Raw genomic sequence first — 15,592 nt, 5'->3', positions numbered from 1 at the left:
TGATGCAAGTACGAATTTTGATATGGATTATATTTATTGTTTTATTTTTGAAGTGTACCCCTCCCGAGGGGTACCGTTTTTACCTTTCCGGTAATATCGCGGGGAAAGATACAGGGCAAGTGGTGTTATTTACACCGGAAATGACAACGAGTGCGACAGGCGAATTGAAACAGGGAAAATTCAAGTTGAAAGGAGAGGCTGCGGAACCGGGTAACTTTTGCTTGCAGATAGGGGATAAGAAATTATTCTTGTTGTTGGATGGTAAGAAAATGGAGTTGGTTTCGGATTACGAACATCTTTCCGCGGATAGTTTGACAGGCTCTCCTGCAAATGAATTACGTCTGGAATTTGAACGGATTTTATATGAAGAATATGAATCCAAGTTGATGGAAGTGTACGAGAAATATAATTATTTCAAGATCATGGAAGCCAAAGATCAAGTATTATTGGATGAAATGATGACAGAAAGTATGAAACACGATTCGTTACGCCTGAAACTGGCATTACGTTTTATCCAAAAACATCCCGATAATGTTTATTCTGTGTATTTAGCTGATAAAGAACGAAAATTTCATTATGAAATCGGAATAGAAATGTACAGGGCTTTATCCCCGATGATGCAGGAAACGGCGCAAGGGCAACGAATGAGAAAAGCGTTGGAGGATATTTCGGAATCGGCGGTCGGTAAATCCTTTCCCCGGGTGACAGGGATAAATGAAGCTGGTGATACTGTTGTTATCTCTTCTTGGACGGGTCGGGTGACCGTTATTGATTTTTGGGCATCTTGGTGTGCCCCGTGTCGGGAAGAGATGGCAAGTTTGAAAAGATTTTACCCGGATTGGAGGGATAAAGGGGGTGAAATTGTCAGTATCTCCTTGGATAATTCACTTGATGCTTGGCAAAAAGCCTGTCAGGAAGAGCAGATTCCTTGGATTAGTTTGCATAATCCACAAGGATTTAAAAAGACAGGACTCGTGAAGATGTTGGGGATTCGTGCCATCCCGTTTATCGTGGTTATTGATAAAGAGGGCAAAATTGTGGCAAAAGGGCTTCGTCGGAATATGCTACGTGATAAAATTGAAACGTTGTTGTGAAGAAAAGGTTTGGAGTGATAGTTTTATGGGATTGAGGTTGTTCAGCAGCCTCAATCTTGTTTTATGTTTCTACTTCCCGGAATAATCCAAATATTTTCGATTACTGAAACAGATGTGCGTACTTGCCTCTCTGGACGGTCTTTTCCGGCTTTTTGTTTTTATAATTTCGAAAAGGTCGGGGTAATCCCTAGGAGAGGAAAATGTCGTTGTGTGATTGATAATATATTGTATATTAGTGTTATAATAAAGATGGCGAGAGGTAAATATGTCGAAAATAGGAAGGCGTAAAAGAAAATGTTTATTTTGTATCTGAAATATATTACGTATTTTTGTCTATTGGATAAAACAACTCAACGCGAGTCGCATGGAATTGGATAAGGTCTAGAGCAAGTGCAATATGCAGGATATTGTAGCAGATATAAGAGGAGGTAACAAGAACTCTTTCAAAGAGTTCTTCGAGGACTATTACCCTATCTTATGCGTGTTTGCATCCAAATACGTGAAGGACGACGAGCAATGCAAAGACATCGCGCAGGAAGCCTTGCTGAGTTATTGGGAAAAACGGAAAGATTTCGAGGATATATATAAAGTGAAAGGTTTTCTTTATATGGTGGCTCGTAACCGGTGTCTGAATTACTTGAAACGGGAACAAGTAAACCGGGCATACGTGAATGAGGCTAACTTGGAATCGGAGGAGTATTTTCACGAGGAAGTAATAGAACAGGAAACTTACAGGTTGGTACAGGAGGCAGTTGATGCTCTGCCCCAACAAATGCGTACGATTATTAAATACGCGATGGAAGGAATGAAGAATCCCCGGATAGCCGTCGAGATGGGTATCGCCGAAGGTACGGTGCACGCGCTGAAGAAAACCGCTTACCGTAAATTGCGGGAACAGTTGAAAGAGCATTTTTATCTTTTACTGTTGGTATGATACATGGATCGTATTCCATGTTACGCCGGATAACGATATCGAGAAAAAAAGTTTAGAAAAAATACTGCAATAACACATTGAAATATAGAGATGTAATGATAGTTTTCAATTTTTAATTCTCAATTTTCAATTCCCGGACTACCCCTGTTTTGAAACGAGATTGTTATACTAACGTGAAAGAGATAAAAAGTAACTATGGGATTAACAAAGAAACATTTTAAAATAGCCGAGACATTAGCCGCTCTGTTTACCGGTTCGCGAGACGAACAGGATGAACGGGATTTCGAGGCGTGGGTAGAGGGGAATGATAGGCGCAAGGCTTTTGCCGATCGGTTGTTGGACGTGGAGAGATTCGAGGGGAACCGGGAGGCGCTGTCGAAATTCCAAGTGGAGGAGGCGTGGAATAAAATAGATAAAAAATTAGGGACAAAAGCGAGAAAGATTGCTCTCCGGAGATGGATGGCAAGTGCTGCGGCAGCGGTGGTGCTTGCTGTCGGTACCTATTTCTGGTGGAATGGCACGGGGGAGAAAGAACAACAGAAAATGCCTGCCATGTACCGGATCGCGGCAGGAACGACGGGCGCCAGACTGACTCTGGCTGACGGGAGTACCGTGGATGTGATGAAAGACCGGACGATGGAGTTGCAGGAAGTGGACGGAACAAGAATCGTGACGGATTCCGCGGGAATAGATTATTCGGCTAAAGTGACTGAAAACGCGCGAGAGGTGATAAACACGGTACAGACACTCACGGGAATGGAATATATGTTGACGTTGTCGGACGGAACGAGAGTGTTCCTGAACGCGGAAACGAAATTGAGATTCCCGACACGGTTCACGGATAAACAGCGAGCGGTGGAGTTGGATGGGGAGGCTTATTTTGAGGTGAAAAAGGACGAGGCTCATCCCTTTATCGTGAAGACGGGAACCGTGGAGATTGCGGTTCTGGGTACATCCTTTAACGTGCGCTCTTACAGTGGCGAGAATAATATAGCGACGACTCTGGTATCGGGCAAAGTCGCCGTGTCGGACGGAAAGGAAAGCAAGGAGATAAAACCCGGTGAACAGGCAGTATACATCAAGGAAACGGGAAAGATGGAGATCAAGGACGTGGATGTTTCTCTCTACACGGCGTGGCATACCGGGAAATTTATTTTCAAGAACGAGACGTTGGATGAGATGCTGTCTTATTTATCCCGCTGGTACGGGTTCAAGTATCGGTTTGTTGACGACCGGGCGAAGCAGGTACGGATTGGTGCGCGGCTGGAACGGTACGATAACATGAATCCTATCATCGAGATGTTGCGGAAAACAGGATTAGTAAATATTACACAAGTAGACGATATGTTGTATATATCAAGTACGGAATAGAAGAAAAGATGCGTTCTGTGCTGGATACACGAAACGCATCTTGTTAAATTAAAGTTTGTTACACTTTTAATCATTCAAAATTATGAAAAAAAAACAAGAAACCGTTTTCTTCGGACGAAGAAAATGGAAAAAAATTTTATTTGTAATGAAATTGAAACTTGTATTGATTTTAATCAGCAGTTTCCAGTTATCCGCTGCGGTGTACTCGCAGGGTAACGGCTTGACGCTGAAAATGGAAGATGTATCACTGGAACAAGTGATCTGGGAGATTCAGAAGCAGACCGATTTCGTGTTCATGTACGGGACTCGGGACATCGCGAAGGTGAACAAGTTGACCATTGACGTGACTGACAAAACGGTAAACGAGATATTGAATCAATGTTTGAGCGGCACGGGGCTGGTTTACGAGATTTCGGGAAACGCCGTGATTATCAAGCGTGAGGATGAAGATAAGAAGAAGATGGTCATCATCAAGGGAACGGTAAGAGATTCGAAAGGAGAACTGTTACCCGGCGTGACCATTATCGAGAAAGGTACTAGCACGGGCGTGGCAACCGGGATAAACGGGGAGTTTACCTTCACGACGGTACAAAAAGATAGTCTGACGCTTGTATTCTCTTTTATCGGGATGAAGACGAAAGACGTGAAATGGAACGGGCAGAAAGAGTTGAACGTGGTATTGGAAGAAGATGCCCAAGAGATGGACGAGGTGGTCGTGACGGGTTACCAGTCTATCAACCGGAGAGATATGGTGGGGTCGTACACCACGGTGAAGGCTTCGGATATCATGATGCCTGCCTATTCTTCGATAGACCAGATGTTGCAGGGACAAGTGGCCGGATTGATGGTGATTAACACAAGTTCCCGCGTCGGGGCAAGTCCCAAGATCAAGATACGGGGTACATCGACTATTCTGGGTAACCAAGACCCGTTATGGGTGGTGGATGGTATCATCCAAGAAGATCCTATCAAGATGAACGCTACCACGTATATGACGCAGGATTTGTCCAATATCCTCGGTAGTCAGATTTCATGGTTGAACCCGCGGGATATCGAAACTATTACCGTGTTGAAAGATGCTTCCGCCACGGCTGTTTACGGTTCGAGGGCATCTAACGGTGTTATCGTGGTGACGACGAAAAAAGGTAAAACAGATCGTATGACGATTAATTATTCAGGCAACATGACCGTGAATACGAGGCCGAATTACGGGATGTTCAACTTGATGAATTCCAAGGAAAGAGTGCAGTTCTCGGAAGATGCTTTTGCGAACAAGGCGATATATTTGAAGGAGCCTATCAAGCAGTATCATACCTACGAGGGTATCATGAAAATGTACCTCGCGGGCGAACTGTCGCAAGACGAGTATTTTGACCGTAAAGGGCAATTGGAAACGATGAATACCGATTGGTTCAAATTATTGACACACTCTGCCGTGAGCCACAATCACAACGTGAGCGTGTCGGGAGGAACGGAGAAAGTAACATACAATGTTTCCGCGGGTTACAGTAACGCCGAAGGGCAGGAAATCGGGAACTCGGACGAGAAATTAACCGGTCGTGTGGCGGTAGATATGCGGCTTCGCGAGAATGTCCGATTGTACACCACGTTCAATGCGGTGACTTCCAAAACGAAAGGTTTCGGACGAGATGTAAATCCGATGTCTTACGCTACCACGACTTCAAGAGCCTTGCCGGCTTATGACGAAAACGGGGATTTGCTATTCTACCGGAAAAGTGCTTCCTATTCGCTTAACAATACCTTGACGGATTTGGGATATAACTTTATCAACGAGCGTGATAATAGCGGTTCCTCGGTAGAAACCAGCCGTTTTAACGCAGCATTGGACTTTAGCTGGGATATCACGGATTGGTTGAAATATCAATTTACGGGAGGATACACGCGGGATAACAAGAACAACGAATCTTACCGCACGGAGAGAACTTTCGGGATCGCTTCCGATTACCGGGGATATGACTTTAACTCCGTGGATCCGGATAGCCGGGAATTTAAAGCCGCGATATTGCCTTTCGGGGGTGAGTTATTTACCTCGGACGCTTTGCAAAGCGGATACAATATACAAAACAAGTTGATCGTATCGAAGGCCTTCAACCCGGACAATCGTCTGAACGTGATGCTCGCGATGGAAATCCGTTCCACCCGGACATCGAATAATTCCAATACCGTGTATGGTTATTCCCCGGATCGCGGGGGCGCCCTCGTGCAGCCTACCCCGATAGAAGACCTTGAGCCTATTTCCGGTGCCTCTACCGGTTGGGGTATCTTGGATAATATCTACAAGGGAAGGTGGAAAAAAGAGTTGAAAACGGATAATTTCGTGTCTTTCTTCGGGACGTTCGCCTACACGTTCAGGAATCGCTATGTCGCTAACGTGACGGTTCGTAATGATGCTTCCAACCGTTTTGCGCAGGATAAAAACAACCGTTTCGATCCTACTTATTCGTTCGGTTTGTCGTGGCACGCCGCCGAGGAGAATTTCATGAAGGAATATTTGCCTTGGCTTTCAACGTTGAATATCGACGTGACTTATGGTATTCAAGGGAATGCCTTGACCAATTTAAGCCCGGATTTGTTGTTGAAACAGATGGGTGTGGCTAGTATATATAATCAATATTACTCGACCATATCTTCTATCCCGAACCCGAATCTTTCATGGGAACGTACCAAAACTTGGGATATCGGTGTCGATTTTGAACTGTTCAGGATGGTCAGTTTCGAGATTGATTATTACACGAAGCGGACAAATGCGATTGTTTCTAACGAGTTGCCTTTTGAATACGGAACTTCAACCACGAATCTGAATGGTGGTATCGTGCATAACCGCGGATTGGAATTTACCGTTCGTTTTACCCCGGTAAGGACGGATGATTGGGCATTGAGTGTTTCGTTGAACTCGTCGAAGAACTGGAACGAAACCGGGAAGTCAGAAATTCAAGCCAAGTTAGGTCAGTTCTTGGGCGGTTCGGGAACTCAGATATTGAAAAAAGGTTACCCGTTGGGCGGTTTCTGGTCGTATTCGTTTGCCGGGTTGAGCGAGGAGAACGGACGTCCTTTGTTTAACTTGTTGGACATCCCAGAGGGTGGGGCGGATCCGGACATTGATCCGACGTCGTTCCTCGTGTATTCCGGTACAAGTGAACCGACGTTCACGGGTGGTATCAACTTGGGTTTGCGCTATAAATCGTTTAACTTGTCTTCCAGTTTCGCCTTGCTGGTGGGAGGGAAGAAACGTTTACTCTCGCCTTACGCGAATTTCCCTTATTCTGTCAGAATCCCGGAGCCGGATATAAACCTGAGCCGTGACTTGCTGAAACGCTGGAAAAAACCGGGCGACGAGAAACACACGAATATTCCGGCATTGGTGACTTCTGCCATTAATACCCTGCAAACACCGGACGGCACGAATCCGACTTGGATCGAGGCATGGAATCAATCCGACGCGCGGGTGGTGGATGCTTCATTCTTCCGTTGCCGTCAGTTATCGTTGAGTTGGAATATGACTCCGGCAATGTGCCAGCGTATCGGTTTGAAGAGTTTGTCATTGGATGCGAGCGTGAACAATCTCTTCGTGATTGCGAGCAAACGCTTCAACGGGTTTGATCCCGAGTTGGGTGATAGTGTCATGCCGAAGATGTATTCATTTGGAATTAATGTCGGATTTTAATAGATAAGATGATGAGAAAAAATATTATATTCTTTATGCTGGTTTTATTAGGAAGCTCGTCTTGCAGCAGTTTCCTTGAGCCGAGTTCACAAACGGAGTTTGTACCGAAAACTGCGACATCGTTGAACGAGATGTTGCTGGGAGAGGCTTACCCGAGATCGGTAGACGGTCAGGCTGTATTTGCCATGTTGCCGCTGTTTGATGACGATCTCACTTGTTCCGATTTTGCCGGAACTGCCAACGCGAACAGTGCGATGAGTTTTACCGCTTATCACGCGTTGTATTCGTGGCAACCGGACATGTTCGTCACGATGGATAACATGGGAGTTTTTTACAATAATAATTCATGGAAGGGATTATATATTCGGATACGCGGGGCGAATGCCGCCTTGGACTACTTGGACGACGTGACCGGTTCCGCTGACGAAAAGGCTGTTGTTCGGGCTCAAGCGCATGCTTTGCGTGCTTTCTACTATTTCCAGTTGGTGAACCTTTGGGGAGAGCCGTATAACTACAATAAAAAAGCTTTGGGCGTTCCTCTGAAAACGACCAGTGCCATGGAGGCCATGGAGTTACCCCGAAACACGGTGGAAGAAGTTTATAATTTGATTCTTGATGATTTGGATAAGGCGGAGGCTTTTTACGAGGCTTTGCCGGAAGAAGTGCGTTTCAGACGGGATTACAGAACGAGTCTGCCTATGGTGCAATTATTGAAATCGCGGGTTTACCTGTACATGGAAAACTGGAAAGATGCCGCTACTTACGCAGGTAAGGTAATTAATGATTGGAATTTCGGGTTGTTGAATTTGAACACCTTGAAAGCCCCGACTGCTCAGGAGCCCTATTATAATTTCCTCACGATGGATTCGCCCGAGGTGATTTGGAACTTTGGCAGTACGAATGATATTCTGACATACACCTCTGTTTATATAAGTCAGACGAATGGTACGGAAGCTATAACAAGAAAGAAATTCAATGCCTCCGGAGGTCTGTTGAACGGTTTCGGGCAAGGTGATTTGAGAAAAGACCGTTATATCGTGAAGGAATACGCGGATCAGAGCCGTTACTTGCCGTATGGTAAGATGAAGTTCAACTATATGCATGAGCCTATCGGTGAAAACGTCTTCGGTATGGCATTCCGGGTGGCGGAGGCTTATCTGAATCTGGCGGAAGCTGCCGCTATGGACAACGATGAGGCGACAGCCTTGTCCGCATTGAACGAGTTAAGACGCAACCGTATCGCTAACTATCAGGACGAAAGTAGACTGACGGGGGACGAGCTAGTCGAGCAGATTCGTCGGGAGCGTCGTTTGGAGTTGTGTTTCGAGGGACATCGCTGGTTTGACCTGCGTCGTTACGGGATGCCTTCTTTCTCTCGCGAATGGTGGGATAACGGGGTACTCGTGAAACAGTACACCTTGGAGAAGAATGATCCCTCGTACACCTTACCGGTCCCGCAAGCGGTGATCGAGCAAAACCGGAAATTGGAGCAGAACAAATTGGCAAATCCTAGATAATTTATAATAAAGATGAATACTATGATTCTAAAGAAATTACTATACGGAATAATGGGAGTGGCACTATTATCTTCATGTTACGATGAAGACAGCCTGACTCCCGGTGACCGGGTTATTGAATCCCGTTTTGAATTCCCGCAGGGAGACGAGAGTTGGGATAAAGATATTCAGAAGATATATGACGATTTCGGGATTTACGTGATTTATAAAAATTTCACCGTGGATGATTTCGATCGTTCATGGACAGGCGGAGGCGGGGGTGCGCAGGCACATTATGAAGGACAGGATGTGCAGGAAGGGCAAGAAGCTGCCGCTGTCGATTTCGTGAAAAACCATATATTCGCTTACCTCAACCGGGATGTCATCCAGCAGGCTATGCCGCCATACTTGTATATGGCGTATGATCTGGCTCTTCGCATGGAGTTGATGCCGGGATATGTCACGAAGTCAACCCCGAATTTAAGTGTTTCCGGGTTGGACTACTGGGCATTTGGCTGGGGGTACGTGCAAGAAGTAATGGGAAACCCCGTGGGAGAGGTTGCACCGCCTTCGACTGCCGATAGATTCAGATTGTACAGGGGTGAATTTATGCAGATCATTCTTCGGAATGCTGTCGAGAGAGGTAATATAGTGATGCCTAACGGTTTCGGGAGAAACTTTGACTATAAGACTCCCGTTGTGACAGGTTCTGTCAATGAAGACGATCCGAATTATTACATGAAGAGAGGTTTTCCCGGAAAGATGGGATTTATCGGTTTTCGTTTAAGTGCTTTGACGAGTATTAATGACATGAATCCGCGGGAGTGTTTTATATGCTATATCCATATGTGTTTATTTTACACGAAGGAACAGTTTGATACTCAATTTGCCGCGAAGTTCCCCGTGCTGGCGGAAACCCGTCAACAAGTTGTGGACTACGTGAAAGAGAATTACAATGTTGACCTTGAAGCTATTGCCGAGGGACCGGAAGTAGCGCAATAAATAAAATGGGTTGTTCGAAAAGTCTTGACGTGTCATATCGGGCGAAGAGGCTTTTCGGGCAACTCCTTTTCCGGGATTAATTTAATAAAGACACCATGTTGAAATTGAAATGGACTGTTTTGTTACTATTAGTAACGAACGTGTCGGCTTTTGCCCAATCCGGACTGAAAGTATCCGGGAAATTGAGGGTGTTGGAACCGACGACGATAAAAATAGAAACGATAACGGGAGAAGTAATCCTGAGTGCGGAAATCAATAAAGATCAAGTGTTTTCAATGGGTCCCAAGGAAATTACCCCGGACGTGTATATTTTACGTTTGGGAAAAACAACGCAACCGGTTTATTTAACCAACAGGGAGATTACCGTGAAGGGATTCTATGACAGTAAGAATATTTCAAACAGTTCCATTGATTTCGCTGGTATTGATGAATATTACGAGATTCTGAACTGGTTGCCCAAAGAGAAAAGCGATAAGGCGGGCGCAACATTCCCGGGCATAAAAGAGAAACTGAACGGTTCGATGTACAGCGCGTTGGCTTATCTGGCAAATATTCAAGTTTATGAACCGAATAAAATATTGTGGGAGTGTATGCCCGAAGACGCGAAAGCGTCTTATTCCGGTCAATGGTTGCGGCAACGTGTGGATAGTTTGAAAAAATGGGCGATTGGTGCCGAGGCGTATAATTTCACTTATGTTGATTCTGACGGGAAGGAGGTTAGCTTGAGCGATTTCAGGGGGAAACTCGTGCTGGTTGATTTTTGGGCGTCTTGGTGTGGACCTTGCAGGCAAGAGATGAAAAGTTTACTGCCGATTTATAATGAATTGAAAGGGGATGATTTGGAGTTCATCAGCGTGTCGTTGGATAAGCGGGAAAAGGATTGGCGGAAAATGTTGGAAGAAGAAAATCTGCCTTGGGTCATGCTTTGGAACAAGGAAGGATTCACGGCGGGCGATAAGCCGAACACGATACAGCAAGCCTATGGTTTTTACAGTATTCCTTTTATCGTGTTAATTGATAAGGAGGGGCGTATCGTGGAACGAGGCTTGCGGGGAGAGCAGGTGAAAAAGGCGATCTTAAAAGCCAGACGGGAATAATTCTGGATTTATAAATTCTGTGATTTCATGATTATATAATCACGGAATCATTGAATCGGCAATCACTGGATAATAAGGTTTCGTATTGTATAATATTATAACTGTAAATGATGAAAAAGTATTTATTATTACTCGTGTTAAGCGCGTGCGTGAGCGTGGCGAATGCACAGTTGATCAAGCAGGATAGTCAAACCCGGAAACAACAATCGGATTTGGATTGGTATAATTGTTCTTTCAGCGAGGACGGGGTGTACGGGGCGGAAGTGAACAAGGCTTATGAATTTCTGAAAGGAAAGAAATTAATGAAACGACCGGTCGTGGCTCTCGTCGGGACGGGAATCGACGTCGAGCATGAAGATTTGAAGCGGGCGATCTGGATAAACCCGAGAGAAAAAGCGGACGGGAAAGATAACGACAAAAACGGGTTGATTGACGATATTAACGGCTGGAACTTCCTTGGCGGTAAAGATGGTAAGGTCGTGGAAAACATCACGAGCGAGGGAAATCGGGAATTTTTGAGATTGAAAGACAAATACGCGGATTATATCACGAGTAACGGCGAATTCTTCAAAATTATAGATGGCAAGCGGACGAAAGTGTCCGCGCCGGCGAATCTGTCGGAATACTCCTATTACAAGAATAGCGTGTTGTCGGAATCTTCAATTGCCAAGGCATACGGCGGTTGGCAGATCGGGTATGTTATTCGGGAATACGGGGATTTGTTTAAAAAAGAACTGGACGCGAAATTCCCCGGTCAGAAGATAACCTTGAAAGAATTTCAAACGTGTTATGACCCGAAAGCCCCTCAAGATTCTTTGAGAGATGTCGCTTTCACGATGATAGCTCTTGGCTTTCAAATATATAAGGTCGATGATTACGATGTGATATACAAGAATTTCGTGGAGAGCGTCACGGAGAGTGGAAAAGAAAAATATGAACAGGAATTGAAAAAGAACGGTCACGACAAGCGTGAAGAAATCACGGGTGACGATTACTTGAATATAAAAGACAACAAATACGGTAATAACGTGCTACTGACTTCCGATGCGGCATTCGCGACGATGCAGGCAGGGGTGATCGGTGCCAAGCGGGGAAACGGCTTGGGAGGTGACGGCATTATGGACGAGGCGGAGATCATGACTTTGCGCGTGGCAGGAAGCGGCGGTGAACCTTACTTGAAAGATATGGCGTTAGCTATCCGGTATGCCGTGGAGCATAAAGCGGATATCATCGTGCTGCCGCAACAGAACTCTTTGTACCCGGAGGCTCAAAAGAAATGGATGAGCGAGGCTTTACGCTATGCCGAGAGTAAAGGGGTGCTGGTCATCGTTCCAGCGTGGGAATTGTCGTATGATTTGGCAAAAGTGACATTTTACCCGAATCGTTGGATGGATGGCGCGAAAGAATTGACGAATTTGATCGTCGTGAGTGCTTCCGATAAAAATGGTAACCCGTCCATGAATTCGAATTACGGGGCGGAAGAGCTGGATTTGTACGCTCCCGGCATCAACGTGTATGCCGCGTACACGGGCGATACTTACCAGACCGGTTCCGGCGTGGGGCTGGCAACGGCTTCCGTTGCCGGGGTGGCGGCTTTGATAAAAGCCTATTACCCGAATCTGACAGGAGCGCAAATACGGGAAATTTTATTGGATAACGTCACTTCCCGGAAAGGAGTTGAAGTCGAAAAAGGTATTCTGGTGGGAGGAAAACAAACACAGGATTTATTCCTTTTCGATGATCTATGCTTGTCCGGGGGAATACTGAATGCTTATCAAGCGATTGTGGCAGCCGAACAGGCAGGAAAATAATAACGTATGTGGAAGATAAAATCAGTAGGGGCATTTCTTGTCGTTTTGTTTACCTTACCCGGTGTTCGGGCGCAACAGGCAACCCGCCGTGTTTGTGACACGATCCCTTACGAATTTGTGCATGACAAGATCATTATCCCGGTGACCGTTAACGGTGTCCGAGTGAAATATATCATTGACACGGGCGGGCAGACCGGAACCGTGCGGAATGTAGCGGTAGGCATGGGGGCGACAAGTACCGGTGCGGCGAGAAGCGTGTCCGATGTCAATAGCTTGGGGCAGACGTTTGAAACCGGGATATTGCGTGACATCGAGTTGAGCCCGAATTACAAGCTGGCAAAACTGGAAACCATGATCTTCCCGGCGAACGGGTTCTTTGCCGATTTAGGGGTGGCGGGAATCCTCGGGGGTGACGCCTTCGCCGAATCGGTAATCACTTTTGATGCCCGTGCCCGGATCATGATAATCAATTATCCCTATCGACCCTTGGGGTTGAAAATCACGGAAGGAACAGCCATATACCCGGGACAGGCACACCATTCTATTGTTGATGTCGATTTCGGGGGCGTGACCAAACGGGTGTTGTTCGACACGGGGGCTTCCGGTTTCCTTTTGCTCTCTTCCGGGGATTATGCCGATCTGAAAGACCGGGTGAAAAACGAGAAAGCGGGACACGCTTTTGGTGTCGGCAGCGTTGGGATCGGGGGGCTGAATCTTGACAAGCCGATAGAACTCGACAAGGTAAGTATCGGCGAGATGGATTTTCTCGGCAAGAAGTTCACGGGTATCGGGAGCGTCACGATCAACATGGGAACGTCCATCATCGGGGTGGATATGTTGCAACACGGCAAGGTGATTATCGACTATATGCGCGACCGTTTTTATTTCTTCCCTTATGACGATACCGTCCGGGACATGGGCGGGGCTCCGCGGATATGGGAGGTCGGGATATTGCCCGTGAAAGGGCATTTCGAGATAACCACCCTGTGGGATAGCGCGAAAGGTAAATTGGAATTGGGTGACCGGGTGGTCAATATCAACGGGAACGACCTTTCGGGCGTGAAGCAAAGCCAGTTGGAAATAGACGCGATGATGGATGCGATCGAGGGGGATACCGCATATATCGTGATTCTGAAAGACGGGAAGGAAAAGAGGGTAGAGATTAATAAATGGTGATTTAAAGATTAAACACGTGAAGGAAATGAACAAATTATATCTATTGGCATACGTCCTGCTGTTGCCGCTATTGACGTCGGCTCAAGTAAAGAACACGGCGACGGAAGTAAAAGATTACCGGGAAACGGACGGGAAGATGATCATCGAGATGATAGTAAACGGCGTGACTGCCGACTTCGTGCTGGATTTGGCGGGGCATACCGCCATTCTCCCCGAATACGTGGAGAAGCTTAATATTGATCCCGCGAGCGAGGGGGATTTCCGTTACGATACGTTCCAGTACAAAAAAGTGCCCGTGTCCGGTAGTGTTTCCGTCAGTACGATGGCGTTCGGGAACAACGTGTTCGGTAACGAGGTTGCCGCTTTCGTGTTGGAAGACGAGCCTTATTTGCGTGAACTGGGAGTTGCCGGTATTGTTGGCGGCGCATTGTTCCGTGACGTGGTACTGACTATCGACAGTCGCCGCCGGAAGATTACCACCACCGTGCCTTACCGCCCGTCATACATGAAGTTGGATCATCGCGCGGATATGAACGTGTTGCCCGGCTCGGCGGTCGCTTTGCCCGTGACGCTCGACGGTACGGCGTTTTCTCTGGTCTTCGATACTTGGAACGGGGGTATGGTGACATTGACTCCCTCGGATTTCGATAAATTGAGCGGTTCGGTCGGCACTGAAACTTCATTGTACAACGGCTACGGGAAACCCGTGATGACGGCAGACGTGAAAACCGCGGGTAAGTGTGATTTCGTGAAAAACAGTTTTTCCATTATTGCCGTGGTGCTTAACAATGAATTACCCCGTTCCGTGGTGGGAACGGGCATTTTGCGGGAAGGGATTATCTCCATCGATTACCAGAAACGGAAAGTGTATTTCCAATCTTTTGACCTTGCGGAAGTGAAGGACGACGCACGGGAGGGAACGACTGTTACCGTGGAAGCGGGGAAACTGACCCCGATCACCCGGGATTATTTTCTCGAACAGGTCTACGACTACCGGAAAGACAAAGAATTTGTCTTCAAGGGGGATAAGCCCGTCGTGATTGATTTCTGGGCGACATGGTGTGGTCCCTGTATGCGTCTGATTCCCGAGCTGGAAAAGATGGCGGAGAAATACAAGGATCAAGTCATTTTCTTGAAGGTCAACGCCGACAAGGAAAAAGAATTGTGCAGTAAGTTTAACGTGGTAGCCCTTCCTACCTTGTTTTTTATCCCTGTCGGGGGTAAACCGATTGTAGAAACAGGTGCTTTACCGGAGAGATACGAGAAGATTATCCAAGAGCGGTTATTGAAAAACTAATCGTGTAAAACCTGCCTAAAGGTGGCACGCTAACGGGTAAGCGGGTGTAATTAAATAGCCCTGTCGGGTTAAGACCAACTTAAGACCAACTTATGGGCAGGTTAAGGGCAGGTTAACGCGAGGTGTGATACTACTGTACCCCCATTTTTCGGCTTTTGAATCACGGTAGATAATAATTGCTCGTTGAAATAATAAAGGATTTTACATCTTGCCTAAGATAGTAAAAAGCGTGTTACTCTACACGAATAACATGCACGCATTACTGCGCGGGACTGACCGGAAACGGCAGTCCCTCTTTATTCTAAAAGACTTGAATATCAATCTCTGCGGCAAGCAATGGTTTTACATTTTCTACGAAGGTTTGGAAATGAGCGGTACTGCAATGATAGTTAAATGCTTCTTCATTGGTATATTTCTCGTATGCTATAAACCGGTTGTTTTCCGAAGTGTCTTGATATAAACTGTAAACCAGATTGCCCGGTTCTGCTTTAGACAGCTCGGTCAGTGGCGAAATGAGTGCAATGAATTTATTTTCCTTTCCCTTGATTACTTGTATTTTTGCGATTACTACTTTCGGCTCAAGTGGAAAATCTGTGTGTGAAAGTTATTTTTCACACACAGATTTTCCC

General features: G+C 46.1%; 11 protein-coding genes. 10 read left to right on the top strand and 1 reads right to left on the bottom strand.

The features are described 5' to 3' along the window. Nucleotides 1-2: 2 nt before the first annotated feature. The 10 genes from L0M98_RS11995 to L0M98_RS11950 all read left to right on the top strand — a co-directional run bounded on the left by L0M98_RS11995 (nt 3) and on the right by L0M98_RS11950 (nt 14,963). Nucleotides 3-1,094 (top strand): TlpA disulfide reductase family protein, encoded by a 1,092-nt coding sequence (locus L0M98_RS11995; RefSeq protein ID WP_227216091.1) that lies wholly within the window; start codon nt 3-5, stop codon nt 1,092-1,094. Nucleotides 1,095-1,491: 397 nt separating this feature from the next. Then, nucleotides 1,492-2,028 carry an RNA polymerase sigma-70 factor gene (locus L0M98_RS11990; protein ID WP_227216089.1) on the top strand — a complete coding sequence of 179 codons (537 nt, stop codon included), beginning with the start codon at nt 1,492-1,494 and terminating at the stop codon, nt 2,026-2,028. A 195-nt stretch (nt 2,029-2,223) separates the two neighbouring features. After that, a complete protein-coding gene (locus L0M98_RS11985) occupies nt 2,224-3,399 on the top strand; it encodes a FecR family protein (RefSeq protein WP_227216087.1) in 1,176 nt (391 codons plus the stop codon). Nucleotides 3,400-3,544: 145 nt separating this feature from the next. Continuing rightward, a complete protein-coding gene (locus L0M98_RS11980; RefSeq protein ID WP_227216085.1) occupies nt 3,545-7,084 on the top strand; it encodes a SusC/RagA family TonB-linked outer membrane protein in 3,540 nt (1,179 codons plus the stop codon). 35 nt (nt 7,085-7,119) lie between these two features. Next, nucleotides 7,120-8,601: a RagB/SusD family nutrient uptake outer membrane protein gene (locus tag L0M98_RS11975; protein WP_227216084.1), complete on the top strand. Its 1,482-nt coding sequence runs from the start codon at nt 7,120-7,122 to the stop codon at nt 8,599-8,601. A 21-nt stretch (nt 8,602-8,622) separates the two neighbouring features. Then, a complete protein-coding gene (locus tag L0M98_RS11970) occupies nt 8,623-9,582 on the top strand; it encodes a hypothetical protein (RefSeq protein WP_227216082.1) in 960 nt (319 codons plus the stop codon). Between the two features lie 95 nt (nt 9,583-9,677). Beyond that, nucleotides 9,678-10,679, top strand: coding sequence for a TlpA family protein disulfide reductase (locus L0M98_RS11965; RefSeq protein WP_227216080.1), 1,002 nt, complete (start codon nt 9,678-9,680; stop codon nt 10,677-10,679). A 110-nt stretch (nt 10,680-10,789) separates the two neighbouring features. Further along, nucleotides 10,790-12,490, top strand: a complete 1,701-nt coding sequence (locus tag L0M98_RS11960; protein ID WP_227216351.1) for a S8 family serine peptidase — start codon at nt 10,790-10,792, stop codon at nt 12,488-12,490. Nucleotides 12,491-12,496: 6 nt separating this feature from the next. After that, nucleotides 12,497-13,666, top strand: a complete 1,170-nt coding sequence (locus L0M98_RS11955; protein ID WP_227216078.1) for a hypothetical protein — start codon at nt 12,497-12,499, stop codon at nt 13,664-13,666. A 25-nt stretch (nt 13,667-13,691) separates the two neighbouring features. After that, nucleotides 13,692-14,963: a thioredoxin domain-containing protein gene (locus L0M98_RS11950; protein ID WP_227216077.1), complete on the top strand. Its 1,272-nt coding sequence runs from the start codon at nt 13,692-13,694 to the stop codon at nt 14,961-14,963. A gap of 301 nt (nt 14,964-15,264) precedes the next feature. Here L0M98_RS11950 and L0M98_RS22690 read toward each other — a convergent pair whose 3' ends face one another. Next, nucleotides 15,265-15,528, bottom strand: coding sequence for a putative quinol monooxygenase (locus L0M98_RS22690; RefSeq protein WP_370645653.1), 264 nt, complete (start codon nt 15,526-15,528; stop codon nt 15,265-15,267). Nucleotides 15,529-15,592 lie beyond the last annotated feature (64 nt).

The organism is Butyricimonas sp. DFI.6.44, from assembly GCF_022132345.1.
GTDB classification, from domain to species: domain Bacteria; phylum Bacteroidota; class Bacteroidia; order Bacteroidales; family Marinifilaceae; genus Butyricimonas; species Butyricimonas muris.
Note: the sequence above shows the minus strand (reverse complement) of the source record. Positions and strands in the feature narration are given on the sequence as shown.

What these genes read in the sequence shown, in the direction of transcription:
- L0M98_RS11995 (WP_227216091.1), top strand. Translation starts at nt 3, where the DNA reads ATGCAAGTACGAATTTTGATATGGATTATATTTATTGTTTTATTTTTG.
- L0M98_RS11990 (WP_227216089.1), top strand. Translation starts at nt 1,492, where the DNA reads ATGCAGGATATTGTAGCAGATATAAGAGGAGGTAACAAGAACTCTTTC.
- L0M98_RS11985 (WP_227216087.1), top strand. Translation starts at nt 2,224, where the DNA reads ATGGGATTAACAAAGAAACATTTTAAAATAGCCGAGACATTAGCCGCT.
- L0M98_RS11980 (WP_227216085.1), top strand. Translation starts at nt 3,545, where the DNA reads ATGAAATTGAAACTTGTATTGATTTTAATCAGCAGTTTCCAGTTATCC.
- L0M98_RS11975 (WP_227216084.1), top strand. Translation starts at nt 7,120, where the DNA reads ATGCTGGTTTTATTAGGAAGCTCGTCTTGCAGCAGTTTCCTTGAGCCG.
- L0M98_RS11970 (WP_227216082.1), top strand. Translation starts at nt 8,623, where the DNA reads ATGATTCTAAAGAAATTACTATACGGAATAATGGGAGTGGCACTATTA.
- L0M98_RS11965 (WP_227216080.1), top strand. Translation starts at nt 9,678, where the DNA reads ATGTTGAAATTGAAATGGACTGTTTTGTTACTATTAGTAACGAACGTG.
- L0M98_RS11960 (WP_227216351.1), top strand. Translation starts at nt 10,790, where the DNA reads ATGAAAAAGTATTTATTATTACTCGTGTTAAGCGCGTGCGTGAGCGTG.
- L0M98_RS11955 (WP_227216078.1), top strand. Translation starts at nt 12,497, where the DNA reads ATGTGGAAGATAAAATCAGTAGGGGCATTTCTTGTCGTTTTGTTTACC.
- L0M98_RS11950 (WP_227216077.1), top strand. Translation starts at nt 13,692, where the DNA reads ATGAACAAATTATATCTATTGGCATACGTCCTGCTGTTGCCGCTATTG.